The organism is Enterococcus sp. AZ163 (assembly GCF_050498925.1).
GTDB classification, from domain to species: domain Bacteria; phylum Bacillota; class Bacilli; order Lactobacillales; family Enterococcaceae; genus Enterococcus_A; species Enterococcus_A ferrettii.
Map to the genome: position 1 here is coordinate 1 of NZ_JBIPAO010000007.1, position 25900 is coordinate 25900.

The window sequence follows — 25900 nt, forward strand, 5'->3', positions numbered from 1 at the left end:
AAAAGGATTGTTGAACATATTTCCAGTAGCAATTAATAGGGGAATAAAGATGGAGGAATATATGGCAAAGAAAAGATTGACAGATATAGAAGCAGCAACAAAAAGAATTCTTGAAAAAAAGGGCATCCATAATTTAGAAGAATGGCAAAAGCAAAAATTGAATGAGCGAAAAATGTTAGTGCTTCAAGGTGACGATAAGGAATGGGAAAAAAGCGTTTTAGATCAAGAAATGATGAAAGTTGTTTTAGACAGCTTAAAACAAGGGGGCAATTAATATGTTGGAAAAATTATTATGGAAAGCAAATTTTTGGGTTGTCGGTAGTGTTGGCGACAATCTAGCAAAGTCATTTAATGATGTAGTAAAAGAAACAAAAAAAGTAGCACCACCATTAATGGTTCTTTGTATCGTTGCTGCTGGTTTTCTTTTTATGAGTGGTAGAAAGGGAGCGGATACGGCTAAACCTTGGCTGCTGTATATTTTTGGAGGTGGGGCGCTAATTTTTGGTGCTTTAACGATTGCCTCATGGATTCAGACAACAACGACATTTTAGGATTAGGGATTCTTCTTAGAATCCCTTTTAAACTAGTAATTTTTGAAAGTTCGTGTTTTTCTTAAAAAATTGCGTGGATATTCTTCCTTCAGCTGGAAAATATTTAAGTAAATCCGAACGAATATCCGCCCTGGCATGAATCCTGATGGTGATTATTCTGAAAAATATTGAGGGGTGTACAAATGAACACAAATGAAATTTATACAATACGCTTCGATAGATTGAACAAAGAAGCGAAAAAATTAAAGAAGTTGTCGCTAAAAAAAGAAATGAACCTTTCTTCTGCTGATATAGCTTTGCAAGATTTATTAGTCAGCTGTGCAGAAAGTGGCGTTAGTGTAGTAACTCTTTCTATGTCGTTAGTCGGTATGGAATTCGGTAAAAATTTCGTTTTTGAGGACATAGAGATAGATACTGATGATCCTTCAAGTCTCGATAGTGTGCTTGTAGATGATATTTATCAAACACTTGCATCTGTGAGCAGTGAAGAAGCGCAAGAACTTGAAGTATTGAGTGATACGCTTCTTGAACAATTTCAAGACGAAAGAGAAAATCCTTCTAAGTATAACTTTAGCAAAGACAATAAAATGACTAAATTCAAATCAACTTTGCTATCTAAAGGTCCAAAAGGATTTCCAAAATTAAGCCCATCATTTTTAAAAAATAATGGACAGCAAAAGGAAGCAACCGCGCCAAGTGACACGCATCAAAAGGAAAATGATACAAAGGAAAAGATTCCACTAGATGTCTTAACGAACACAAAAGAGTCTGAAAAGTCTCTAGGTTCACTTTCAGAAGAATCAGCACCTATTGAATATGATGATATTCCAGAAATTTTGACGGCGAATAATCCTGAAACTAGCCAAGAAGTAGATGCTGCAACTCCTACTTTAGAAGTAAATCCTATTAACAATATTCAGACTGAACCTGCTTTTGTAGATATTAATGACTATCTTAATATCGAAAATTCAGAAAAAGTAATACAAAACTATATAGATTTGCTGGAACAAAAAGAGAAGAGAACCAAAGAAATATTTTGCGATCTCTTAGGATTGGTTGATCAAGAAAGTAGATTAGGGCAGAAGAAAAAAGCGCTAATATCTGAAGCTATTGATCCGAAATTTTATCAAAAAGTGAAGACTGATTTTGAGTCTAATGTTTTAGAATTGAAAGAAGCAACATCTGATACTCTTGAAAGTGTCTTTTTTGAAAGTGATTTGAGTGAGGATAACTTCGAAAAAAAGATCGAAGAATTTCAACAGAGTCTAGAGCAACAGCAAAAGGCGAAAATATCAGAAAGTATCGCTCAATTAGAAAAAGCAGAAAAAGACAAATTCGAAGTTGAAAAAGCAAATTTAGTTACCGAACAAGAGGAAGAAATCGCACAGCTGAAAAAGAGACATAAGAAAGATATGGATATCTTCATTAAGAAGCGATTTGCAGAAATTAACGAAATTGTCAGTGACTTTGAAAAGGCGAGGGATCTTCAATTTCAATCAGAATTCGTGGTAGCTGTTAGAGAAAAAGAGATGTCACTAAAACGCTCCGCTACCGAGTCTATTTTACTGACGAAAAAAGAGATTTTAGACCGGATGACAAAAGCTATTCAAGAATTGAAAGTGACTGCTGAAACATCCGAGACAGCCTACTTAGCTGAGTTGCAGAATACTTTAAATGAAAATGAACAGAAGCTTAAAGACGAAGTTCAAAGAGATTTAGAGAACCAGCAGCGAGAAGCTGAATTGAAGTTGATCGAAGAACAAAACAAATTGAAAGAAAGAGAGATATCTTTAAGTGAAACAAACTTTAAAGATAAGGAAATCAAATCAGCGCATGTTGAAAAATCTTATGATGATTTGTTATTAGCCCAATCAACTTTATCTCAACAATCATTAGAAATTCAACGTGAACAAATGAAAAGTATTATGGAAATGTTGAATCAGCAAACAAACAATGTGCCCGCTGTACAACAAAATGTAGAAGCTCCAGCATTGATCAAATCATGGTCGCTTTCGAAGGTTCTTCCATTCGTAGCTTTGTTCACTTTAGCAGGTGGTTCGGTTGCTTATGGTGTTTCTCAGCATATTTCCAATAAGAACATGCAATCTGATCTTGCAGCGACTAATCAAGTTCTGTCAGAAAGCAAAAAGGCTCTTGAACAGTTCATGACAGGCGATTCTTCAAACAGCGAAATAGAGAATAAGAGCTATGATTCACTCATGCGTGAAGGAAAGTACCTCGAAGCTGCAAAAGAATTTCCGTCAAAAGTGAATGAAATCGAACAAGCAATATTTGCAGACAAAGACTTAGAAGCTCTTAAGAAGTTCAACCGTTCTTTTTCTTCTGATAGTGGTTCTTTAGATGAGAATTTATTGAAAGATGATGTAGATAGTGTTGTGGCAAGTTTTGAAAACGACAAAGATTACTTCAAAAATCTTAGCACGGATCGTAAAGAAGCCGTTGCTCTGTGTTTATATCAACGTGGTAAAGATAAGGAAGCGAATAGTCTATTGGGGAAGTAGCAGAGAGAAAAGGAAAGGGGTGATTCCTCTGTGGTTCAAATAAAGACTAAAAGTAAAGATTCTGGATTCGAAATGATTAGGAAACAGATGATTGAGAGAGTAAACATAAATAAACGAAAAAATGTTTCCATAGATGGGGAAGACTTACCCGACGAAAAGCCGAGAGTTCCACAATGGGTTTTTTACTTTTCTCTGACTACTGGAAGTGTCATTTTTCTGCTAATAAACTATTTCTTTTCAACGATATATCTTTTGTTACCGCTACTATTTCAACGATTGAGAGGGATACTTACAAGCGAGAGATACACCAGTTTGTATGATGAGATTGAACCAGTAAAGCTTATCAATGCGTTTAAATTAAGAATGCCTATTCCAGCATATGTTGTGATCCTTTGTATCTCTGCTGGGATAGTTTTTTTTGTATATAAAAAATTATCATTTCGTTTCAAGAAACTTGCTATCGGTCAAAAAGGGGATAGCCGATTGCTAACTATTGACGAAATAAAAAAACAGTATAAAGAGATACCAGACCGCAAAGAAACCTATAAAGGTCGTGGCGGTTTTCCAATAAGTCATCATAAAGGGAAATACTACATAGATACTAACACTGTGAATAACAGGATTATTGGTATTTCTCGTGTTGGTAAAGATGAAATGTACTTGATTCCCAACATTGATATTTTGTCTAGGGCAGAAATAAAAGACTCTTTGGTACTAAATGATATAAAAGGAGAAGAATTTGCAGCTGCAAACGACCCTTTGAAGGAACGCGGCTATATAAACCTTGTATTAAATCTTATTGATCCGTTGCAAGGTATGAGTTTTCAGCTTCTTCATTTGGCAATAACTTACTGGAAATTGCAGGATTACGATACTGTGCAGCTGCTGGTAAACTCTATCACATTTTCTTTATATCATAATCCGAAAGCTACAGGCACTACAGTTCACTTTAACGAGACAGCGCAAGGTGTAATTAATGCGATCATTTTAGCTCTACTAGAAAAAGAAAGCCAAACCAATGAACTACACAAAGTCACTATGTATAATGTCGCCCAATTTTTGATAGAAATGGGAAATTACAAATGGGTGAATCCTGAAACAATGCAAGAAAAGAATGCGTTAGATGAATACTTTCGGCAGTTACCACAAGGAAGTATTGCAAAGGCGCAGTATGCTTCAACAGGTTTCGCTGGAGATCGTGAGAGGGGAAGTATACTTTCAACCGCAATTAGAGGGCTAAGAATTTTTCAATTTGAGAAAGTCGCAAAAATGACATCAATTAATAGTTTTGACTTGAAGCGACTTGGTTTTCCGAAGGATATAGAAATAGTCTTTTCTAAGGAAATGAGCAACCAACGTATAAAGGTGAAATTCATGCGTGGCAAACGACTTCTTGGAATGGAAACCATTAAACCTAGCGTAAATGGAGTTGCAGTTTTGAACTTCAACTATGATTTGAAAAATGGAGATATCTTGAAAATTGTTTATCAGGATTCCAAAAAAGCTATATTCGAAAATAGCTATTCAATCGACCTATCGAGTTTAGGTGAAGACTATAAAGTAAAACTCACTAAGATAACTGATCATTTTGACAAGCTACTTTCTATTGAAATGACCTACTTAGATAAACCGATTGCTGTATTTATGATTATTCCCGATGCAGACAAATCACTACATCCTATTTCAAGTATCTTTGTCTCTCAGGTTTATCAAGAGCTGGTCAAAAATTGCACAATAACAAGAGGTGGTTCTTGTCACCGATGGGTAGGGCATAAGCTGAATGAATTTGGTCAAATGCCAGTGATTAGCAATTTAGAGAACATCGTAACTGCTTGTTTGGGTCGTAATATTTACTTTGATTTCTATGTTCAGAGTAATTCTCAATTTAATAAATATGGAAAAGATGAAGGAAAGACAATCAAAGAAAACTGTCAAAATACCATCTACTTAATGTCAAAGGATAAAGACACCATTGAAGACGTTCGAAGAGAAGTTGGAAACAGGACAATTGCTGAGTCAAATTCGAGTGAAAAAGCATTGAGCCTAGAGAATAATGCGACAAAGAAACCAGAAAGCGAATACTTGCTTACCTACGAGCGATTAAGCTCGTTGTTAGAAGGAGAGACGGTTGTTACTAGAACGTTGCACAGGAAAGATTTAGAGGGAAATAGAGTGCGACCTTATCCGATCTTTAACACGAAAGAAACAATTATGCCGTATCGTCATACTTTCTTAGCAGACGAATTTGATACTAAAAAAGATTGGATTAATTTTGATATTGAATCAAAACACAGAGACTTAGATTTAGAGGATTTTGCAATTGACTTCAACAAATACATTGAGGAAATTTTTATGTTTGATACGTCAGATGAAGAAGTTGAATTGGTAGAAGAAGAACCTGTCATTATTGATCAGCTCTTCAAATCTTATTCGATTTCTTTAGAAGATAGAGAAAGGATATTGAAAAAATTATCTGAGTCAGCAAGTCAAGGAATTGTTGAAGTTAAGCAGACGATTCAAAATTCAGAAGCAGCTGAAAGACTGATTGATTTTATCAAAGAAAATCATACTTAAAGGAGGACTTCGATTGGATGCGAACAACACACTAAAGAGATTATTCGTTGGAATGTTGCAGGAAACTTTTAAAGAAAGTGAGAGTTATTCGGATTTTAAAGTTGCTATTGTTTCAAAAGAAATAAAGTCAAAATTCGGACGATATACACCCAATGACCGAATGATTGAAGTGTTCAATTTATCAAGAAAATCAACCTCAGTTTTGATAACCGGCATACATGAATTAGCGCATCATGTTGAGTTTATGGAAACAGGAGAAAAGACACACAAAAAATCGTTCTATTCATATTACCATCAATTACTTTTGACAGGCTTACGTTTAGGGTTGATCTCGGTAGAGGATCTAAAATATTCTGCTACCGATTCTCCTGACTTATCGAAACTGGAAGAATGGTATGGAGATATTGACTCTTGGAAATTCTCAAAGAAAAGGGATTCAGAGGCCTATATTGTCGTTTTCAATTGCTTCAATGAAAAAGACGATTTAAAGCAGCGTGGTTATACCTATTTTCCTCACAACAAATCATGGAGGAAAAAATTTCAGAACGTTCAAGAAGCAGAAAAAGAACGAAAGTTACTGCTTTTCACGCTACATTTAAACGAATTAAATATTAAACTTGGTGATCTTTCGACTGCATTATTTACGCAACAATATACTCTGGCAGTTCATGGGGCTTTCAGCAAAAAAGAGACTCTTTCTAAGCTAGGCTACGGATGGGAAATATTCAACGTAAAAAAAGCTTGGGTCAAAAGGATTTTTGCGGATCAATACGAAGAAGAAGTACGAAATTTGAAAGAAGCAAGATTGACTTTCAAAAATTTGAAAGTGTAAGGAGGTGTATCTATTTTGCTAGATTTTCTACAGAAATACGCTGATTGGATTAGGCATGCGGATATCCTTTCTTGGATATTTCACACAATTAAATGGGGTTTTACTAAATTTCTTTATATTATCTCGACTGGTTCGGAGGATTTAATCGACAATGTTTTTTCAATTTTCGGATTTATGGATTACGGACCAGTTAAGAAGGCGTTCTCTGCTATGCAGACAGTATCCTTAAGTATTTTAGTGCTAGCGCTTGTTTGGATTGGTTTACGAATGATCACTAACCAAAAGGTAAAACTAAAGGATACTGGTATTCGCTTGATTGTTTTAACCAGCTTAATATTTCAACTTCCAACAATCATGGATTTTGGATTTAATGCTGCTAAGACTATGTTCAACGATTCAAAGCAGCTGGTCACCAGTGGGGCAAAAGAGAGTTTGTCCTACAAGATAATTCAAACTAACACAGCTGATATGAATTACATCGCCTATCAAGGATTTAAAAAGCTGGATAAATCAGAGACAGTCAAAAATAAAATGACAGAGAAACAATTTAAACTCGTCCAGCTGAATCAAGTTTTGACTATTAGTGACATAGAGGAACTTCAAAAAGAATCAAAAAATGAAGATGTAGAAAACCTGAAATACTACATTGCGATGAAGCAGAATGGAGACGGATTAGAGGAAAAGGAAATAGAGAATGGTTGGTTTGATATTTTTGACGAAGGGGTGTTTCGTTTCACTGCTACCTTTGGTCAAATGAATGTCGCTTTATTTGCGCTTGCCCTCTTCAATGCACTGCTCTTTAGTAAGTTAGTATTGATTGCTATTGACTTAGTTTTTGCTAAAGTTGCTTATCCACTTGTGGCGTATTTGGATGGTGAAACAGGTCAAAAGCCAAAGCAACTGTTGTTAGGAATCGTTTCTAGTTTCGCAACGATCGGCTTTTTAGGAATTAGCCAATCATTATATATCGCTTATTTTGCTTTCATTGGTACGTTGAGTTTTAACTTTATCGGATATGGCATTTTAGCCATCGTAGGGGCATTCGGATTCTTAAGAGGATCAGATACCATTGCAAGACAGTTCGGGATCAATACAAGCCTTAAAGAGGGTCTAGTAGGAGCTGCTGCGGTCTATGGTGCTTATAAAGCAGCAAAAGCAGCGCCAGAACTTGCGAAAGGTATTGGCGGATCGCTTCAGGCTGCTAAAGACACGATCAAACAGACTCCTAAAATGGCGAAAGAATCGTTTGATAAATTTCAAGATAAAATTGCTAACCCTATGGCGAATGCAGCTGGTAATGTAGCAGGTCATCTTTCCGAACGTGGGTTTAAGGGAACCGCTCATGACATGATTGATACATCTATGAACAAAGCAAGTGAAGCAGGAAAGAACTTTTCTGCGGGTGTTACTCAACCAGTGAAAGATGTTAAAGAACAATTTGACGAGGGTGTCGATGCTGGAATTTCATCTGGTATGAATCATCGAGCAGGGCATAATCGTAGAAAAACTGATCAGTCTGATCCAAAACAATACTCAAGTAATCCACGTACCACAACGAATTCAAGTGATGTTCCAGAATCAAATACAGGTAGCAAAGTTGGAGAAGGGCAACAACGAGTGAAAGATGTTCCCGTATCTTCTAAGAATTTTGTTCAAAACGATAAATCAGAAGCGGCAAGTTTCCAAGCTGAACCAATTGGATCAACATTAGAAAAACAAAAAAACTCAGATGGTGGAAATGCGACAGCAGCAACTAATACCAATTCTAACGTTAATGGCCAAAATTCTACATTCAACGAGTCTACGGTTGATCAAAAAAACAAAGTGAATATGAAAAATTCTACTGAGACAAGCGGGATCGGCAGCGACGGAAACGGGCTACACTCAAAACCGCCAATCAATACGAAAGCAGGGGAAACTTCTAACTCTGATGTAACGAACGTACAAAAAACGAATGTCAGTCAGCAACATATGACATCTACTAATGCTGAACCGAGAGGGACAACGCATACACCAGCACCAAGCAACAGTAACCTATCAATCAGTAAAGATAGAACGGTATCTGTTGAAGTTAAATCAAATCATCATGAATTCAGCACAAAGAAAGAGAATTCTTACAGTGATCTTTATAAGAATTTGAAAAAGAGAAAGTAAACAGAGGTGATCTAAATGGGAGTATATGGAAACATGCTTATACCTAAAACGTTAAACGCAGCAATAAAACTAGCATGGTTTTATCTAGTCGATCTTTTAATCGTTGGGGGCTGTATTGTAGTTGGATATTACATTCAAGAGCTATTGGTTTTCCCTCCGAAAACCTTCTTGATGTTACAAGTAACGAATATTTTATTTGGGATTTTTCTATGTTTGCCAACGAAGCATAAACCGAAAACAAGAACTATTCAGATAATTATTCAAGCGATTTTGAAAGATAGAAAACGATATCTTTCAAGTTTTTATCGAATGTAAAGGAGGGTTTAAATGGTACAGACTAAGGCAGTTAAACAAAAAACAGATAATCGAGTGGAGAATCAAAAAGACTTGTTGGAAATCGTCGATGTGTTCCCTTACAAAAGGATGGAGGGAACATATCTTGTAACGAAGGATAATACTTATCAAACATTGATGAAGATTGAAACAAAAAACATCTACAACCTTAGTGAAGGTGAGCAATACGATATGATGGACGCGTTCACTAACTTGTGTCGACTTTATGTAGAAGACTTCGGGATCGTAAGCCTAATGTTTCCTGCGAATACAAGTAAAAATCTGGAATTTTGGCGAAAAAAATTGTTGATCGCTCGTGAACAGAAAAATATTACACAAATGATGATCAACAACAATCAGATTAAGCGCATGATGTGGGTTGAAAAAGCTCTTGCAAATCATGAATTCTATGTGTTTGTATATGGAAAATCGAAACAAGCTTTAGAAACCAATAAAAAAGCTTTGGTTCGAAATAGTTCTTTGGAGCTGTCGATCGCTAATGTATCACCTGAAACTATTGAATTGATCTTGTTTAAGTTAAACAACCAAAATACAGAAATCTGATGTGCTTAAGAGAAGTTCGTTCCAAAAAGTAATTTCTGGTAAACGTTCTTCTCTAAAAAACACAAAAAGGAGTAGAAAAAATGGACGAAACAAAACGACAATATTTAATCCTCGTTTTTAGTAAATTCGGGAAATTTGCTGCAACAAGCATTGTAACAATTTATAGCATTCTGGCTTCATCAAAAATTATTTTCAAAAGGTTGCAGGAAATAACGATTTTCGGAGATATGACCATCATTGATAAAGGAACGACTGCTGGAGGTAAGCTGGTTCAACAAACAATCCCGATAACAGATTTCTTAATTGGGATTATTTCATTGATTATAACTATTTATCTGGTAGCCTTTGGGGCTAAATTCATTTACCAAATACAAATAACTGGAACGATTAACTTCAAAAAAGAAGTTTCTAAAGGTGTACTAATTTTGATGTTTATCGCTTTTATCTGCTTGGTTGATAAGGAGGATTTTTCACCTGCACTTCCTATTATATATTCATGGGTATCACTATTAATCCTTATTGAAATTCTCAACATGGAAATAGTAATCATCCAAAAAAAGATATGTTTCGGTTCTACTTTCGAAGAGTTTTATAATTTTGATCGAGCTATCACTAGAGATGTGAACAACTACCTATCCCCAAAATGGGAACAATGGCTAGTTCCTCAGAGAATCGAAAATAATAGTGTCGCATATGCAGTAAAAGAAACAGATATGACAAACAATACGACGCAGATAATTTGGCATTCAAATAGACCAAATGAAAGTATTAATATTGTATTTCGCTTGAAATACACACCATTTGCAATATCTTTACACAAAGATATTGGGAACTACTCCGAGTATGGGGAATTAGCTAGTGCTGCGCCAGCAGTTAAGGAAAGGACTGAAAAAGATGAGTGAGGTATTTGTATTTTTTGAGCTTTTGCTCCTTATGGGGTTGGCCGCCAGTATCAAGATGGAAGCAACGTCAATTTTTAGAGCAATCGTATTTGTAATTTTTTCTATAGGGGTAATCTCTTGCATAATGGCGGATGGATCATCAGGTGTTTTTTCAGGAATCCATACATTAGCTTTGATCCTTTGTCTGTTGCTGATCGCCCAAAAGTGCAGAATCATTATTCCGTTCGCAAAAGAAGCAAGACAAAAATTTAATGATCGAAAAAGGAGTGGAAATTGATTGCTTACAAAAAAGAGAATTCAACAACTAAAAAATGATGGATATGATCTTGATTTTATCCAGAGAGTGAAGCCACAAGGTGGAATCACTCATAAGAATAATTTCTATACTCAAACAGGTGACGGCTATACGACTTGCTTACATGTATACAATCTACCAACACAAGTACCTCCATTTTGGCTAATGAATTTAACCGATAACTTAAATACAATTACAAAGATAGACATAGCGACAGCCAACAAAGAAAAAGTTTTAAGTTCCATTAACCGCACATTATCAGAGTATAAGGACCGATCAGAAAATGAACGAACCTATACAAATCGAAATGACGCTTTAGACGAGTTTATCAATCTTCAAGATTTTGCTAGTAGGGTGACTCAAGGCGGCGAAGTAGTGAAGCTGATTCATATACGAATTTTTATTAGTGACAGTTCGTTAGAAGCATTAGAAAGCCGAAAAAAAGAAATTGTAGACAATTTAGGGAACTATAAAGCGACAACCTACCTTTTTGACGAAAAAGAGGAATGGTTGTCGCTTTTTGAATCCTCTGAGGAACAAGAAAAACACTTTTGCAGCAAAGAAGGAATTGCTGTGCCGGCTACTGCGATAGGTGGTGGATATCCCTTTAATCATCAGTATTTGATTGATTCACGTGGAGGGTATATCGGTCAGACAGATACAGGCGGTGCATTCATCTTTGATCCATTTAATGTAACAGAGAACAGAACGTCTTTTAGTGGTATTGGTGTTGGCTTACCAGGATATGGTAAATCTACATTATTAAAAACGATTGAAGAATATTTGGTTGGAAGACAAACTATCATACGTGGATTTGAAAAAAACGGTGACTGGTACAAGCTTATTGAGTCTCAAAACGGGAAGATAGTTGATCTTTCAGGAGCAAACAATCAAATGATCAATCCGTTGGAAGTGTTAGCAACTAAAACGGATAAATCAGGACTGTTCCTAGATGAATTGGGTTCTTATATGCAGCATAAAGCGAAACTGTTAAATCAAATCCGATTCTTAAATCCTAAAATGGGGGAAGTTGATTCCCTCATGTTCGGTGGAATTATTGATAGCTTTTATATCGCTCATAGATTGCTGCCGCATAACTATCTTCTAAATCGAGATACGATTCATATTACTGGACTTCCTTCTACTCAGTATCCAACAATGCGTGAATTTAGAGATTTCTATTATGAATTTATCACTCGTAAAGAATACAAAACAGGAACTACGGAAAAGAAAAGAGCGTTGGAAGAGTTCGGGATCGTACTTGATGCAATGGTCAATGATTACGGAGCTTTATACAATGGGCACACCACTTTCGATGATTTCTCTAAAGAGCAGATAGTCTTTTTCGACATTGACGGGATCTCTTCGCTAGATAAAAAAGTGTTTAACAGTCAGTTATTTACTGCTATGACAATGAATTGGAATCAAGCAATGTTGAATGGTCGTAAGATGAAAACACTTCTTGAGAATCGAGAAATTACAGCAGATGAAGTGACGTTTTTCATGAACTTCATGGACGAGTGTCAGAACATCTTGAATATTCACAACTTCTTTGCTGTCGATTATGTTGTTGATTTCTTAAAGGAAATGCGAAAATTTTCAGCTGGAACATATCTAATGACTCAGTCGCCACAGGAGTTATTGCCAGAGAGCAGCGACAGTATTTATATCTCAAAAATTAAACAAGTCTTTGAGTTGTGTCCAACGAAAATGTTTCTACATTTAGATGATTCTGTCGTTGGTAGATTGAAGGAAGTTCTCGGAACAGGATTCAAAGATTCTGATTATCAAACCATGCGTGAACTGAAAAAGACACAAGTCTTATTTAGTTTTGGAAGTGGTCAGACTTATAAAGTAAACGTTGATCCAACAGAAGAACAGTTAGAACGATTTGCAGGAGGTCATTAAAACTAGGAGGTGTTTGTTAATGAAAAAGAGAGATAGTTCGATGATCGATTCAGCAATATTCTTTAATCACAGAAGCGTATGGACGGAAAAAGATGATGCTGAATTAATGCAACTAAGTGAAAGTTATCCTGACAGAGAGATAGCTGTTTTGATCGGTCGAACCATTCCATCTATTTGGAATAGACGTAATTATTTAATTAACGCTACTGCTGTAGGTAAGGAAGTGAAAGGGTGAAATTCTTCTTATATCTATCTAAATGGCTTCGTGGTGAAGCTAAGACAAGAGAAAAAGGTTATGTCTTAAAACGAGTTGCCGTTCTTTTTACAAGCAGCGCGGCAGCTATTTTTTTATTCTTAATTACACTAATAGCACTCTTTCTGCTACTGATTGCTGGTAATAAGGGGTCTGATGATGGCAGCTTTACAGAAGCTGTCTTTCCTGATGCGGTTGAATCATGGCGCAGCGTAGTCGTTAAGGAATGCAACAAGAATGAGATACCCGAAGCTGTAGACAATATACTAGCGATAATCTCGGTTGAAACGGGAGGAAATGCAATTTCCTATCCTGATATAATGCAATGCTCAGAGAGTCAAGGAAAGGCTCCAAACTCGATTAAAGACCCTAATGAATCTATACAAGTCGGCGTGAAATACTTTGCGGACATGTATAAAGGTACAGGAAAAAAAGACGTTTGGAATGTCACACAAGCCTATAACTATGGCGGCGGATATTTAAGTTCATCTGGAGATACGTACACTTTTGAAGCAGCAAAAGATTTCTCTTTTAAAAAATCTGGTGGTGTTCAAGTCACCTATACAAACCCTATTGCATTAGCAATGGGGTATTCCTATAGATACAACTATGGCAACATGTTTTATGTTCCACTGTGCCAACAATACTTTACTTCTGGTGGAAATGGAACAGGCGGATCACGTTCTAAGTTTGTTGAAATTGCAACCGCACAGGAAGGTAAACCCTACGTTTGGGGAGCAGAAGGTCCAAATAGTTTTGATTGTTCTGGTTTGGTTATGTGGGCTTTAAAACAAGTCGGAGTCGTATATCCTCACTATACAGGTGATCAATGGGGGAAAGTTGAGAGGATTTCAGAAGCACAATTAAAGCCTGGAGATTTGATCTTTTACGGTACTAATGCTTCAAGACATGTATCAATTTATATCGGACCCAATAAGACATTTGAAGCTATGAGTCCATCTCAAGGGATTGGATATAGTACCTATAAATCTGCAAATGATATATGTGGTTATGGTCGGATCAAAGAGTTATCCGATAAGTCTTCTAGTGACGGTGGTGGAAATGATAAGACGTGGTTATGCCCAATATCTAACCCAACGGTAACGAGCGAATACGGATATAGAGCTTCTCCTTTAGGTGGTGGTGGTGAGTTACACAATGCAATTGATTTGGTAAATGGTAATCCGAATACGCCAATATTTGCAACGATGAGCGGAACAGTTGTTGAAGCCAGCGGAAATTATTTTGGTTGGTATGGAAACTATGTAGTGATCAAACACTCGAATGGAAAGTATAGTGGTTATGCTCATTTATCAAAGATAAATTGTCAAGTTGGTCAAAAGGTTAAGCAAGGAGAGACCATCGGTTTGATGGGAACGACAGGACCATCTACAGGACCGCACTTACATTTCCAAATTGGAAATTATACAGGCGGTGGCGGTGGGAACTGGGAAAATCCTAGAAATTATGTGAAGTTTTAAAAGGAGGAAATATAGTGAATAAACGTATAGCTGGCGGCTTGTTAATTGGACTGGTAATAAGTTTTGCACTTAATATTTACCTGATTAATTCCACTGAAAAGCAGAGTGATATATCAACGCTAGAACAAAAACACAGCGAAAAACTAGAAAATAAAGATCAACGGATTAAGGAATTAGAGGAAATAATCAATCGTAAATCTGATGAAGGTGAGAAAGAAGACAGCAAGAATCAAGCAGCTGTTCGGGAATTTTTATCAGCTTTTTACACTTTCAAAAAAGAAACATCTACTACCAGATTTGAAAGAATTAAAGAGCTGACAACACCAGAATTATACAAAGAATTAAGCAAGTTACCGAAAGAAGATGCAGACGTTAATCAATCAGACACAAGTGTAACGATTGACGATATTGAAATATTTTCTGATAACAATGGGAAGTATTTAGCGAAATATTCTCTCTCATTTGTCATGGTTGGAAATCAGAAAAATAAACAAGACGCTATCGCTTTGGTAGAAGTGGCAGAGGGAAAAGTATCAGCATTTACGCAACCGGCTATTTAGAAAGTAGGTATATGATGGAAAAAATTAAATTGATTTTAGCCAGTGTTCAAGCAATATACAAAAGGTTTAACGCAGCTTATAAACAAAAAATTCAGTATAAGTATTTCTTTATTTTAGCCCTATTTTTAGGAGTGTACATTTTCATTTTTTACACTGGCTTTTCTGATTCAGGAAGAAATGACTATCAAGTTTATGCAATAGGAGACACTCAACCAGTAACTAGTTTCAATTATGAAGTTGCTGGAAGAACTTACGATCCAGAAACGAAAAAGTACAAACTTGATCTTTGGTTAAGTTCAGATAATGCTATCGATTTATATTCTATACAAGCCAAAGCGACAACAGTTGCTAAAGGCGATCCTGAAAAAAAATTATCAACTAAGGTTGTCCGAACAGATGGAAATTTTGTCTCTTTCGTGATCTCTGATGTTCCCAAAAACTTTGAGTTTATACGGACAGATATTGTATTTAAAGATGAAAGTACCGACGGTAATTCATCGAATGAAGAACCATTGGAAGTACGTCTTTACTCTAAGGAATCTGGTACAAAGGCAGACTCTTTTGAAGCAAATCAAAAATCGTTAATTGCCGATTCTGTTGATTATGAAATCAAAAAAACAAGAATTAAAATCAAGGAAGATGAGAAAGAAGTTTCTAACAAGTCAACAAGTATTAGGAAGCTTGAACGGAAAAATGAGAAGTTGGAAAGTGATTCCAAGTTCCAATTAGGAGAGGAATTAGAGAATACTCAAACCGCAATTGATTCTAATTCAGGAGACATTCGCCAGTTGGAAGAATCAATAAAGGAGAAAGAAAGTCAAATCGGATTAGCAAAAGAAAAAATCAAAATGTTGAAGAAAAAGGCTGGAAAATAGGGTGTGCGGAATACGGTCTGTAATGGGAGTTTCTACGGTGGGTAACGAGGGCAAAGACCGACCGCATACGGTGTTTTTGCCGTCCGCTTTTGAACTGAAAGTGTTGCGCTCTTGCAACGCTTTACGCTCTTGAAAACCCAACAGGCACAGCCTGTTATCACTTCGTGCTCTTCGAAGTGTTGCGGGTTTTCCTTATGCCCTTTCCTTTACGCTTTTTTTAGAACTGGATTATTTGAATTTTGGAAGGATGGTGTTTAGTGAAAGATGGCGAATGATAGAGGGGCTGTGTATATACGTGATCTCGATCCAACTCTAAATTTTAGACTTGAACAGCTAGCAGATGAACACAAAACATCGGTAAATAAAATGGCAAAAGCTCTTTTGGAAAAATCCTTGAAAGAAAGCATCCTATCAGATGAACTTAGTGAGTTAAGAGATATGAGGAATGGCATTGAATCCCTGAGCGAAACAGTGCGAGAATTCCTCTCCTATAATATTGAACTTGTCAATTTGGCGATTAGTAATGGTGAGGGGGAAAGGTAATGTTTGAAAGAAAGTATTCGGTCAATGAGGAAGTTTTAGAAGTGTTAGAAACGATAAAAAATGAAGTGCCAGGCATCGACAATAATAGTCAAGCGCTACGTTACATTGTATTAGAAAACTATCGAGACTATGAAGACGAAAAAAATAAATTAGGCAGCATGGCTCGTGATGTTGCAATTATCGTCGAGCTAGTAGCTGGGTTATCAGATTCCCTCAAAGCAGATATTGCGGATTCAGAGCTTTCAGAAACTTATGCGATAGCAAAAGAAATCATTAAAGCAAGGAAGAAAAAGCAATCGGCAGCATTTCGAAAGAGAGGGTAGTTTATGGCTAGTCCTGCGATAATCTTAACCTCTGAATTTACGGTAAAAAATAATTATGGTTCATACATTAGTTACATGGATAGAGAGCGAGCAAAAGAAAAGAACTTAAAAAAATTGACGATCGAAAAAGAAGCCGAAGATCTGTTGGCAGAAAATTTTTTTCAGACTCAAAACTTTGCGGCTTCAGAGGGATCATTCGAAAACTATTTAAACTACCTATCAAGGAAAACGGCTTTAGAGAAAAAAGCCAAACTCACACCAGATGAACAAATGAGCTATCAGTTTGTTACTAATCGACTGACTGAAATAGAAAAAAATCAATCGAGTATTTCCGCTATTAGTAAAGAGAATGATCTAAACAAACTTAAGACTGGTATGTTCAACCAAGAAATAAGTGATATGAAAAAGCGTGAAGTACAGTGGCAGAAAAAAATTTTTTCTGATTCTGGAAAAAAAGGCTGTGTGCTATTCAAAGATGTTTTTTCTTTTGATACCAACCATTTAATCAAGTTAGGGATTTATGATCCTGTCAATGATCACTTGAACAGACAGCCTTTAATTCAAGCGACTAGAAAAGCAATGGCAAAAATGCTTAAACAAGAAAAGCTAAGTGATACGACTGTGTGGGTTGGTGAGATCCATTACAACACGAAGCATTTTCATATTCATGTAGCGACAACTGAACAAATGAATACTCGCAAAGATAAAATCGTTGTATCGGATGATGGCGAAATGATCAAGCAACCTAGAGGAAAACGGAAGCTATCAACTTTGAACAGTATGAAAACTACTTTTATGAATAGTTTGCTTGATCGTTCAACTGAATTAGAGAAGATTTCAGCGCTGCGAAACGATTTGGTAAATACAATAAGAGAGCAGACAGACTTGAAAAGCAATCAAAAAATGATTGCAGAACTTATTGAAAACATGCCAGCGTCAAAAAAGGAGTGGGTCTATAAACGTCTTTCAAGTGACAACAAAGAAAGAGTCGATAAAATTACTGAATATCTGTTGAAAGATAATCCGAAGTATCAAGAATACAAGCATCTTTTATCTGAGGAAGGGCGCTACAGAAATTCACTCTATAACAAAAATGATTCACAGAATGACTACTTAAAAAATCAATCGGCAGATGTCAAAAAGAGGTTAGGGAATGCTCTTTTGAAGAATCTGAAAACATCCGTTGACGAGTATAAAAAAGAATCAATTAAGCAAAAAGAAAATTCAAAAGAGAGTGGCAGAAAAAAATTTTTTCGGGAAGAAAATATAGTTCCTACTTTGGCTGAATCATTCAATAATAATTTGAATCATTATTCAAAGCATAATCGTAAAATGATTTTGGATCAAATGCCAGAAGCAACACATGTGAGAACAAAATTTGGGTGGCTGGCTGAGAAGAGAAACATCGTAAATGAAAATCCAATTGTGATAACCAGACCGATACTTAAGCATGATAAAATTATCGGTTTTGAGCCGCTAGAAGTTTTTGATATCAGTCAGACAACTAAATTTTCTATATCAAGAGAATTTTCAGAAACAGAAAAACTTGATAGAACAGAACCAATCAGTGAAAAATTTTCTGCTTTAAAAACAAGTAAAATCGAAGAAAATTTAAAAAGATTTTCTGCTGGAAATAGGGCAGCCATTTTGAAGCAATGCCCCAAAGCGAAAACTGTCTTTCCAAAATGGGAATGGTTTTCAAAAGGATATAAGGTAAATGATTCAGTTGAACCATTGATAATTTCCGCCCCGCTAATTGATAAAGCTACCGATAAGGTTCTTGGGTTTAAAGAGGTCGAAGTTTACGACATATCCCAAGTATCCAAGATGACTTCGAGGGAACACAGAGAAATAAAAAAAAACCTTGAACAGATGAGGAAAAAGTATGAGATCGGACAATCTGATTCTTACAAAGATATTCAGCTTAGAGATCACATTCCTGTTGATCGGAAAATACAAAACAACTTAAAGCAGGCGTTGAATAATGAATTTGAGCGGCAGCAGCAGTTAAGAGAGTTTGAAAAAATGCAGCAAAAAATAGAACAAATAAAACAGCAGCAAGATTTTTCTCTTTAGAGGAAACTTGCTGCTGTTTTGTTTAAAAGAAAGTAGGGAACTTTATGAATTATTGTTTTGTGAATAAGATCGATTTTAGGCTTGAATTGATGGAAGTACAAAGTATTGAGACTAAAAGAAAGAAAACAATTTTACTAACTTCTGAGGAAGTAAAATCACTATCTAGCCTTGTCGACTCATTGGAAGATGATACGGAACCTTTGATTGTGCAAATTGATGCAGCTGGAAAGGTGGTACTCTAATGGCTTACAAAAAGAACTATCAACGAAAAACACGTGCTCAAATTGACGAAGAAATTCAATTGTTTTCTGATAAAGCGCTAACCAATATCAAAGCATTCACAAATAAACCAGAAGATATTTTGGAACTCTCAGATTTTATGAGCAACTTTTATCATTATAGTAGTAATAACATGGCTATGATTCACTCGCAATTTAAGGGAGCTTATGCAGTAGGTAGCTTTAAAAGTTTCTCAGATGCAGGGTTTAAAATAGATAAGGGAAGTAAAGGAATAAAAATCCTTGTACCTGTTGAAGTGACACTGTTTGAAGATCAGGAGGGGGCAACTAAAAGTATTTCAAGTGCGACTGCTGCTGAAAAAGCAAAAATAAAATCTGGTGTGATCGAAACAAAAAAGGTTCGTCGATATAAGCTAGGAAATGTATTTGATATCTCGCAAACAAATGCAAAGCCAGAGGATTTACCTAAAATATTCCCGAACCGTCACTATAATTTTGATTTACCAAGTAATTCCAAACATTTATTTGCTGCTCTTGAATCAATAGGGGATAAAATCAACGTACCTTTTGGGATAGACCATGATCGAAGTTTAGGCAATGCAAAAGGGGCATATGCCAAACTATCAAATGGGTCAGAAGTAATTCTTATGAATCCCAAAAATCTTCCTGCTGAAAATATTTCTGTTGGTATTCATGAGTTAACTCATGCCAAACTCCACGATTTTAATGATAAAAGGAAACAAGCCCTTAGTCCAAGTGCAAAAGAGTTTCAAGCAGAGCTTACTTCTCATATCGTTTCGAAACATTTTGGTATCGATACAACAGAAGCAGCAATTCCATATATTGCAACTTGGACCAAGAATGGAGAATCTTTGGACCAGAAAGCAGAATTATTAAGAGAGGTTCACGATGCAGCAAGAAACTTGATTTCTGAAATTCATCATGAGCTGGAAATACAACAAGACATTGAGACGGAAAGAAAAATATCAGCTGAAACTACTATTCCTGTAAAGGAAAAAGAGTCGCATGTTCAGTCTGAACCAGCTGCTAAAAAATCATCTTCGAAGAAAAGAATCAGCGAAGCGGATGTAGTCAGAGCAACAGAAGTCGATTTATTGGACTTTGCTAATTCGCAAGGATACCAATTCAAAAAAGATAGTAATAGATATTATCGAAATATTGATCATGACAGTCTGATAATTGATAGACAAAAAAATATGTTTAACTGGAATAGTCAAAGTAAACATGGTAATACAATCAACTTTGCCAGAGAAGTATTAGGTATAGAAAACTTTCATGATGCAGTCGCAACTATTCTTGGTGAGGATATAAAGAAGCATGACTATATCGAAACAGTGGTAGAGCCGTATGTTTATGATCCCACTAAAGAAAGCAAGAATTTTACAAAAGCAAGAAATTATCTTGTAAATGAGCGAAGAATAAGCTCCCCAATAGTCGATTGCTTGCACAAAAAAGGATATATCCGACAAGACAAACGAGGAAATGTCATTTTCTGCTGGGTAGACAATAAAAGGATTGTCGGCGTATCAGAACAGGGTACAATACACTCGGATAAATTTAAACGTGGCAGCTGGAAGCACATCCAAGAACGTTCAGGACATGATAAAGCCTTTAACTTTACTATCGGTCAGCCTAAAAATTTAAAGTATTTTGAAAGTTCAATTGATGCTTTAAGTTACGTAACACTACACCCCAATATTCAAGATACGAAGTTTATTGCTATGGAAGGCGTGAAAGACGCAGCTTTTAAATACTATTTAAAAGATACTATCAACGTACTAGGAACGACACCAGATAGCATTAAATTGTGTGTTGACAACGATACTGGAGGTAGAAAATTTGCTGGCAAAGAGTCTTTATTTGATTTCTACAAGAGTCTTGGCGGGGATCGCTTGGCGAAGATCGAAACGGAATTTCCTCCTATACCAGAAAATAAGATTGGCATTGATAAATGGGATTGGAACGATCAAGCGAAATACATGTTTGAAAAAAAGATAGCTAGTAGAAATCAATCATTAGAACAGGGGTTTGAGCGAGAACAATCTATGTGAAAAATGAGGTGGTTATGTGTACTTTGAAGGGAAAGCAGTTTGTATTTCAGGGAAAATATCAGGATATACACGAACGGAAGTTATAGAATGCTTGGAGCAATTGAATGCTGTATTCAAGCCTAATGTTTCTAATCAACTTGATATTTTGGTATTAGGTCATACACAGATGAATCTATTTTATGAACAAAAAAAAACAACAAAGCACATAAAAGTCGAACGGCTAATTGAGGAAGGTTCTAAAATTGAAATATTGACAGAAGAAAATTTTTTGAACATCGTAATGGATAATGAAGAGATTAGGTACTAATATTAAACTTAGCCAATAATACGTATCGAGCAGTTTATGTACCGGATGTTCACCTATTCAATAAAGTGGCTGCATGTACCAATGATCAATGCGATTTCAAAATATGGTTGAAAATGGCTGACAAGAACCTTACTAAAACAAACATTCAGCAGCTAGTATCAAAAGGAAGAACCAGTTCATCCGTTAAAGGTTTTACAGGTAAGAAAGGAAAGTTTGATGCATTCGTCATACTAAAAGAAGATTTTAGCCTGGGGTTCGAATTCCCGGAAAGGAAGAAGAAAGATGAAAAAAACAACGTACAAAGGAAAAAAAATTGATCAAGAAAAAGAGAATTTACGAAAGCAGATCCAACAAACAAAAATGACGAAACAGAAGATTGAAGACCTGAAGCGGCAGCAGCAGTTACGAAGAGACCTGGAGTGGGATAGATAATCTTGTTGTTACATATAAATCCTCGGGGTATGATTAAGAGGGCTTAAATGTAACGGAGGAGATTCACTATGAAAGATAAGTTACTTCAGCTGTTAGAAAAGAGAGACGGAAATTTCAGTCAAGAGAAATGGAGCGGTAAAAATGATAAATAATACAGTTTTAGTTGGTCGATTAACAAAAGATCCTGATTTACGTTATACGCAAAGTGGAGCAGCTGTTGCTACGTTTACATTAGCAGTAAATAGAAATTTCACGAATCAAGACGGAAAACGAGAAGCAGACTTTATTAATTGTGTAATCTGGCGAAAATCAGCTGAAACTTTGGCAAATTATGCGAAGAAAGGAACATTAATAGGAGTTACGGGCCGTATACAAACAAGAAACTATGAAAATCAGCAAGGGCAGCGTGTTTATGTTACTGAAGTTGTAGCCGAAAACTTCCAGCTGCTAGAATCTCGGAGCACAACCGACAGCCACGAAACTTACAATGATGCGAATGAAAGCCCAGGTGAGAATCAAAAAGATCCCATTGATTTAACGAAAAGCCTTAAAGGAAGTGATATTGATATTTCAGATGATGATTTGCCATTCTGAGGGCTTTGTCAAGCCTCGGTCATTAAAAAACGAAAAAGGAGATCAGCATGACAAAAGAGCAGCAAGCAATCATCGATGAAATCGAGCGGACAGTTGAATTGGGCATCTTCACCCCAATGAAAGCCATCGTGCGCTACATTAGTTTTTATCAAGGTGGCGCCTATGAAACGCTGGATGAAGCCGCCGCAAGCCAGGTATTAAAAGAGCTGGTCAATAAAAACTTGTAGCAATCGTTTAGTTGTAACCTTTAAGTATACCCCTATTCTCTATTTTTAAACGGTCAAGAAAACGTTGTACAATTGTTAAAAAATGACCCGAGCTAACTATAGAAGGAAGGTGATTGACATGCCTAGAAAGATTCTTAAGATTGATTACGAGCTGACTATTCCATCAGAAGAATTTGAGGAAATCAGGGTAGGGAATAAACTGTTTGAAATTAAAAGAAACGACGAATACTTTCAGGTAGGGCATCTGTTGCTGTTGAAAGATCAGAGTGAGACAGGATTGACCGGTAAAACGCTCTTGGTAGAGGTTACGTATGTAACCAATTATGGACAAAAAAAAGGGTTCGTTGTTTTTGGATTTAAGAAGCGAAAGAAGCCGGCTAAAAAAGACATGAAGCTAGTGGGAAAAGAGAAGAAACAAGTAAGAAAGAAGCGAAAGAAGGCGCAACAATCCGTTAGGAAAGGACAAGACTTTCGAAAATTTTTAAACCGAAAAAGAACGGATACGAACAGAGATAGAGACAGTATAAAAGACTAAGGACGACGGTTCTCTCTACAATAACAAGCGAAGCAAATTACCTGGTTATCTGGTGTTTGCTTCGCTTGTTTTGACGATATAATAGCTGTTTTGGTGATAACCAGCAGCAAGCGCAATGTAAAAGGCGAAGCGGTCTTCCCCTTCTTCATTTATGAGTTGCTGCCCTGATCCCCACAAGTGGTCAAAAAATTCTTGTCTGCTTATGTAGCGCTGCTCGTAGTATCGTATGATATTCACTTGACTACTCCTCTATGAATGGTTGGTAAAACTCGTCTTTGACTCGCTCCACCTCTTGTATCTTATCTGTCTCTGGGGTAGAAGCTGCTGGTTTCAGCGACTCAAAGAAGTCAATGTCTGACCATTTTTTATTGTCGGTCAATCGGGCATGGCGCACGTCCTCCCATTGAATGAGTTTATCATTGAAGACAAAATAGTCTTCGTAGGCTTCACCCTGGAATGTACCAATCAAGGGATCAAGCAGCCGTCCGAACTCGTCACGTAGGTGAAGCTGGATAAGCAGCTCTTTTGTTTGCAAAAAAGACTCTGAAAGAACGAGATCGATTGCTGCACGCTCCATTTCTGGCAATGCAGCATGATCCTTGAGTGCGTAATCTTCGTTGGCGTGCACTTTCTTCATGAGATCGTCCATCGCAAAAGCGGTACCCCACTTCAAGCCGAAGACGCGATCTCTAAAGTCGTTATAGTCTCTAAACTCTTTCTTAGTACGCTTGACCATTGGGATCACCTTCAATTCCAGACATGCCCCCGGCATGTCCACCGACAAGGCTTGATCGTTCGATAGCTCTTGCGCCTTCTAAAAGAGAGTGGGCACGTACAATCGATTGAAAGCCGTATTTTTTACGGACATTGTCAATGACAAAATCGATCTTATGATCGTCCAGCTGTTTTTCTGGTTCCTGGAACAAATTCATTTGAAAAGCAGTTGTATAGGTAAGTCGGGAACAATTTACGCCGATGTTCCTTATATCCTGGCGCTTATAGTGCTTATCCAATAGGATCAGCAAGTATTCCGCAATCTCTTTACTTGAATTCGTTAGTGGCACACGTATTTGTTGATGAAAACTGGTCTTGCCCTGCTGGTCAAAGTAATTGAGGGAATAACCGCACCACAAGGACACGCATTCTGTTTTAGCTCCCGCACGTCGTAACCTGGTGGCAACTTGATCCGCCATTTCTCGAATGACGATTTGCAGTTCTTCTTTCCGTGTATAATCCTTGTTAAGAACCTGACTATTCCCGATCGATTTTGATTTGGGTTCATATTTTTGACCTAAGAAGCTCCGGTCAATTCCCCAGGCGATCGCGTACATTTGAGTACCAATGATGCCAAATTTACTTTTTAACCGGTAGTAATCGGCATGTGCTAGGTCATACATGGTATGTATGTTCATTTTGTGGAGTTTTTCGGCAGTTTTCTTGCCGATTCCCCACACGTCGGTCAGCTGATCAATCGACCAAATCTTTTCTTGTACAGTTTCATAACGAATTTCCCCTCGCATCGTTCGATTGTGCTTGGAATAGATATCTAAAGCGATTTTCGCTTGTGTCGGGTTATCTCCGATGCCGACCGTTACGTAAATTCCAGTATTTCTGTAGACATCGATCTGAATTAAACGTGCCAGCTGATCGGTTGTTTCGCAATTATACAACTTCAACGAGTCGGTAATATCTAAAAAGGATTCGTCTACTGAGTAAACGGAGTGGTTCTTCTCGTCAGCATATTTGCGATAGATGTTGTTGATCTCTGCATTCTTTTGCATATAAAGATTCATTCTAGGCGGAACGATCCAAAGATCGTCAGGATACGGAAAAGGTAAATCCCTGGCACGAGAAACATTTGTAATGCCATAGGCAGCCTTTGCGGCAGGCGAAGCGGCTAAGGTCAATCCGCTCCCTCTTGTGCCGTCGTCGTTAGCAGGATAGCTCATAACAACTAATTTAGTGGTTAAAGGGTCTAGTCCCCTTTCCGCACACTCTACAGAGCTATAAAAGGATTTACAGTCGCAACACAAAATGTCCCTGGCAGGTTCCTTGTTATAGTCAAATCTTGGATTATCGTCAAAAAACATAGAAACTCCCCCAAACTAATATAGAACATATGTTCGTTTTAAGTTTATGATGAATTTCTACTCTTGTCAATTCTGAAAGTCTTTTCTAGAGCATTACCAGCAAAGAAAGGATGTTTGTAGTAAGAAAACTTTGGTATAATAGACCTGCTAACGAAAACTGATTCGTGAACGGTGGCTATCTTGAGAGGTGGTGGTGCTTATGAAAGTATCCACTGAAATCTATGAAAGGAGACGCCTTTTGTCCGCATATGAGACAATCCAGACAATCTTAGGCTTTGGTATGTTTGCCATTGCTTTAGTTGGTTTGGTTGTTACCGTGCTAAAAAACGACAAAAAAAAGTAACCGTTCAGCGATCCCAAGCTTGACACGGATACTTTTTTTTGTATAAGTAAAACAAGCTGCCGTTCTTGAAACGGTGTTCAAGTTAGCGACTAAGAGGCATATTACTAGTATGCCTCTTTTTCACTTTCTATTTTATCATGGGTTTTGGGAAAAGTATAGTGATGAAAATTCTTGATTAAGTTGATCGCCTAATCTAACAGCTTGTACGTATGATTTCAAACCACAATAGATTATCCCCTATTGTGCTTTTTCAATTGCTTATAGAAATAAAAATAGCCAAGAACCAATGTAACACAATCCCATTGTGTTACATTT

30 protein-coding genes are annotated in these 25900 nt (G+C 36.7%); 27 read left to right on the forward strand and 3 right to left on the reverse strand.

Going from position 1 to position 25900, the window contains the following annotated elements; translation table 11 throughout:
• Window positions 1-61: 61 nt before the first annotated feature.
• The 26 genes from IGI46_RS25450 to IGI46_RS25575 all read left to right on the forward strand — a co-directional run bounded on the left by IGI46_RS25450 (window position 62) and on the right by IGI46_RS25575 (window position 23152).
• Entirely contained in the window at window positions 62-274 is a 213-nt protein-coding gene (locus IGI46_RS25450; protein ID WP_429974601.1) for a hypothetical protein, read from the forward strand.
• Between the two features lies 1 nt (window position 275).
• Window positions 276-551 (forward strand): TrbC/VirB2 family protein, encoded by a 276-nt coding sequence (locus IGI46_RS25455; protein ID WP_429966120.1) that lies wholly within the window; start codon window positions 276-278, stop codon window positions 549-551.
• A 182-nt stretch (window positions 552-733) separates the two neighbouring features.
• Window positions 734-3073, forward strand: a complete 2340-nt coding sequence (locus tag IGI46_RS25460) for a hypothetical protein (protein ID WP_429974602.1) — start codon at window positions 734-736, stop codon at window positions 3071-3073.
• A gap of 30 nt (window positions 3074-3103) precedes the next feature.
• Entirely contained in the window at window positions 3104-5647 is a 2544-nt protein-coding gene (locus tag IGI46_RS25465) for a VirD4-like conjugal transfer protein, CD1115 family (RefSeq protein WP_429966123.1), read from the forward strand.
• 13 nt (window positions 5648-5660) lie between these two features.
• Window positions 5661-6479 carry a hypothetical protein gene (locus tag IGI46_RS25470; protein ID WP_429974603.1) on the forward strand — a complete coding sequence of 273 codons (819 nt, stop codon included), beginning with the start codon at window positions 5661-5663 and terminating at the stop codon, window positions 6477-6479.
• 15 nt (window positions 6480-6494) lie between these two features.
• Window positions 6495-8633 carry a pLS20_p028 family conjugation system transmembrane protein gene (locus tag IGI46_RS25475; RefSeq protein WP_429966126.1) on the forward strand — a complete coding sequence of 713 codons (2139 nt, stop codon included), beginning with the start codon at window positions 6495-6497 and terminating at the stop codon, window positions 8631-8633.
• 15 nt (window positions 8634-8648) lie between these two features.
• Complete coding sequence (locus IGI46_RS25480; RefSeq protein WP_429966127.1) at window positions 8649-8948, forward strand: DUF5592 family protein; 300 nt, start codon at window positions 8649-8651, stop codon at window positions 8946-8948.
• Window positions 8949-8960: 12 nt separating this feature from the next.
• Complete coding sequence (locus IGI46_RS25485; RefSeq protein WP_429966128.1) at window positions 8961-9530, forward strand: hypothetical protein; 570 nt, start codon at window positions 8961-8963, stop codon at window positions 9528-9530.
• A gap of 80 nt (window positions 9531-9610) precedes the next feature.
• Window positions 9611-10432 (forward strand): hypothetical protein, encoded by an 822-nt coding sequence (locus tag IGI46_RS25490; RefSeq protein ID WP_429966129.1) that lies wholly within the window; start codon window positions 9611-9613, stop codon window positions 10430-10432.
• On the forward strand, window positions 10425-10709 hold the full coding sequence (locus tag IGI46_RS25495) for a hypothetical protein (RefSeq protein ID WP_429966130.1): 285 nt from the start codon (window positions 10425-10427) through the stop codon (window positions 10707-10709). The genes IGI46_RS25490 and IGI46_RS25495 overlap by 8 nt, the downstream gene beginning before the upstream one ends.
• The gene (locus IGI46_RS25500) at window positions 10710-12635 is read left to right on the forward strand and encodes a VirB4 family type IV secretion system protein (RefSeq protein WP_429974604.1); all 1926 of its coding nucleotides are present in this window, start codon (window positions 10710-10712) and stop codon (window positions 12633-12635) included.
• Window positions 12636-12654: 19 nt separating this feature from the next.
• Window positions 12655-12870, forward strand: a complete 216-nt coding sequence (locus tag IGI46_RS25505) for a hypothetical protein (protein ID WP_429966132.1) — start codon at window positions 12655-12657, stop codon at window positions 12868-12870.
• A complete protein-coding gene (locus IGI46_RS25510) occupies window positions 12867-14369 on the forward strand; it encodes a lysozyme family protein (RefSeq protein WP_429966133.1) in 1503 nt (500 codons plus the stop codon). The genes IGI46_RS25505 and IGI46_RS25510 overlap by 4 nt, the downstream gene beginning before the upstream one ends.
• 14 nt (window positions 14370-14383) lie before the next feature.
• Window positions 14384-14929, forward strand: a complete 546-nt coding sequence (locus tag IGI46_RS25515; RefSeq protein WP_429966134.1) for a hypothetical protein — start codon at window positions 14384-14386, stop codon at window positions 14927-14929.
• Between the two features lie 14 nt (window positions 14930-14943).
• A complete protein-coding gene (locus IGI46_RS25520; RefSeq protein ID WP_429966135.1) occupies window positions 14944-15804 on the forward strand; it encodes a hypothetical protein in 861 nt (286 codons plus the stop codon).
• A 264-nt stretch (window positions 15805-16068) separates the two neighbouring features.
• Window positions 16069-16347, forward strand: coding sequence for a hypothetical protein (locus tag IGI46_RS25525; RefSeq protein ID WP_429966136.1), 279 nt, complete (start codon window positions 16069-16071; stop codon window positions 16345-16347).
• Window positions 16347-16670, forward strand: coding sequence for a hypothetical protein (locus IGI46_RS25530; protein ID WP_429966137.1), 324 nt, complete (start codon window positions 16347-16349; stop codon window positions 16668-16670). The genes IGI46_RS25525 and IGI46_RS25530 overlap by 1 nt, the downstream gene beginning before the upstream one ends.
• A 3-nt stretch (window positions 16671-16673) precedes the next feature.
• The gene (gene mobP2 / locus IGI46_RS25535; protein WP_429966138.1) at window positions 16674-18746 is read left to right on the forward strand and encodes a MobP2 family relaxase; all 2073 of its coding nucleotides are present in this window, start codon (window positions 16674-16676) and stop codon (window positions 18744-18746) included.
• Window positions 18747-18790: 44 nt separating this feature from the next.
• On the forward strand, window positions 18791-18988 hold the full coding sequence (locus IGI46_RS25540) for a hypothetical protein (protein ID WP_429966139.1): 198 nt from the start codon (window positions 18791-18793) through the stop codon (window positions 18986-18988).
• A complete protein-coding gene (locus IGI46_RS25545) occupies window positions 18988-21057 on the forward strand; it encodes a DUF3991 domain-containing protein (RefSeq protein ID WP_429966140.1) in 2070 nt (689 codons plus the stop codon). The genes IGI46_RS25540 and IGI46_RS25545 overlap by 1 nt, the downstream gene beginning before the upstream one ends.
• A gap of 16 nt (window positions 21058-21073) precedes the next feature.
• Window positions 21074-21364 (forward strand): BRCT domain-containing protein, encoded by a 291-nt coding sequence (locus IGI46_RS25550; protein WP_429966141.1) that lies wholly within the window; start codon window positions 21074-21076, stop codon window positions 21362-21364.
• A 65-nt stretch (window positions 21365-21429) separates the two neighbouring features.
• Window positions 21430-21681, forward strand: a complete 252-nt coding sequence (locus tag IGI46_RS25555) for a topoisomerase C-terminal repeat-containing protein (protein WP_429966142.1) — start codon at window positions 21430-21432, stop codon at window positions 21679-21681.
• Window positions 21647-21796 (forward strand): hypothetical protein, encoded by a 150-nt coding sequence (locus IGI46_RS25560; RefSeq protein WP_429966143.1) that lies wholly within the window; start codon window positions 21647-21649, stop codon window positions 21794-21796. The genes IGI46_RS25555 and IGI46_RS25560 overlap by 35 nt, the downstream gene beginning before the upstream one ends.
• Window positions 21797-21937: 141 nt before the next feature.
• The gene (gene ssb / locus IGI46_RS25565; protein WP_429966144.1) at window positions 21938-22390 is read left to right on the forward strand and encodes a single-stranded DNA-binding protein; all 453 of its coding nucleotides are present in this window, start codon (window positions 21938-21940) and stop codon (window positions 22388-22390) included.
• A gap of 47 nt (window positions 22391-22437) precedes the next feature.
• Window positions 22438-22617, forward strand: coding sequence for a hypothetical protein (locus tag IGI46_RS25570; protein WP_429966145.1), 180 nt, complete (start codon window positions 22438-22440; stop codon window positions 22615-22617).
• Window positions 22618-22735: 118 nt separating this feature from the next.
• The gene (locus IGI46_RS25575; protein WP_429966147.1) at window positions 22736-23152 is read left to right on the forward strand and encodes a DUF3850 domain-containing protein; all 417 of its coding nucleotides are present in this window, start codon (window positions 22736-22738) and stop codon (window positions 23150-23152) included.
• A gap of 45 nt (window positions 23153-23197) precedes the next feature.
• Here IGI46_RS25575 and IGI46_RS25580 read toward each other — a convergent pair whose 3' ends face one another.
• From IGI46_RS25580 to IGI46_RS25590, 3 genes are read right to left on the reverse strand one after another with little or no spacing between them, the layout of a single operon-like run.
• Window positions 23198-23389: a hypothetical protein gene (locus tag IGI46_RS25580; RefSeq protein WP_429966148.1), complete on the reverse strand. Its 192-nt coding sequence runs from the start codon at window positions 23387-23389 to the stop codon at window positions 23198-23200.
• A 4-nt stretch (window positions 23390-23393) separates the two neighbouring features.
• Window positions 23394-23888 carry a hypothetical protein gene (locus IGI46_RS25585; protein ID WP_429966149.1) on the reverse strand — a complete coding sequence of 165 codons (495 nt, stop codon included), beginning with the start codon at window positions 23886-23888 and terminating at the stop codon, window positions 23394-23396.
• Entirely contained in the window at window positions 23872-25242 is a 1371-nt protein-coding gene (locus tag IGI46_RS25590; protein ID WP_429966150.1) for a Y-family DNA polymerase, read from the reverse strand. Before IGI46_RS25590 ends, IGI46_RS25585 begins: the two co-directional genes overlap by 17 nt.
• 199 nt (window positions 25243-25441) lie before the next feature.
• On the opposite strand from IGI46_RS25590, the gene pepG1 reads away from it, so the two are divergent.
• A complete protein-coding gene (gene pepG1 / locus IGI46_RS25595; protein ID WP_429966151.1) occupies window positions 25442-25585 on the forward strand; it encodes a type I toxin-antitoxin system toxin PepG1 in 144 nt (47 codons plus the stop codon).
• Window positions 25586-25900: the final 315 nt, after the last annotated feature.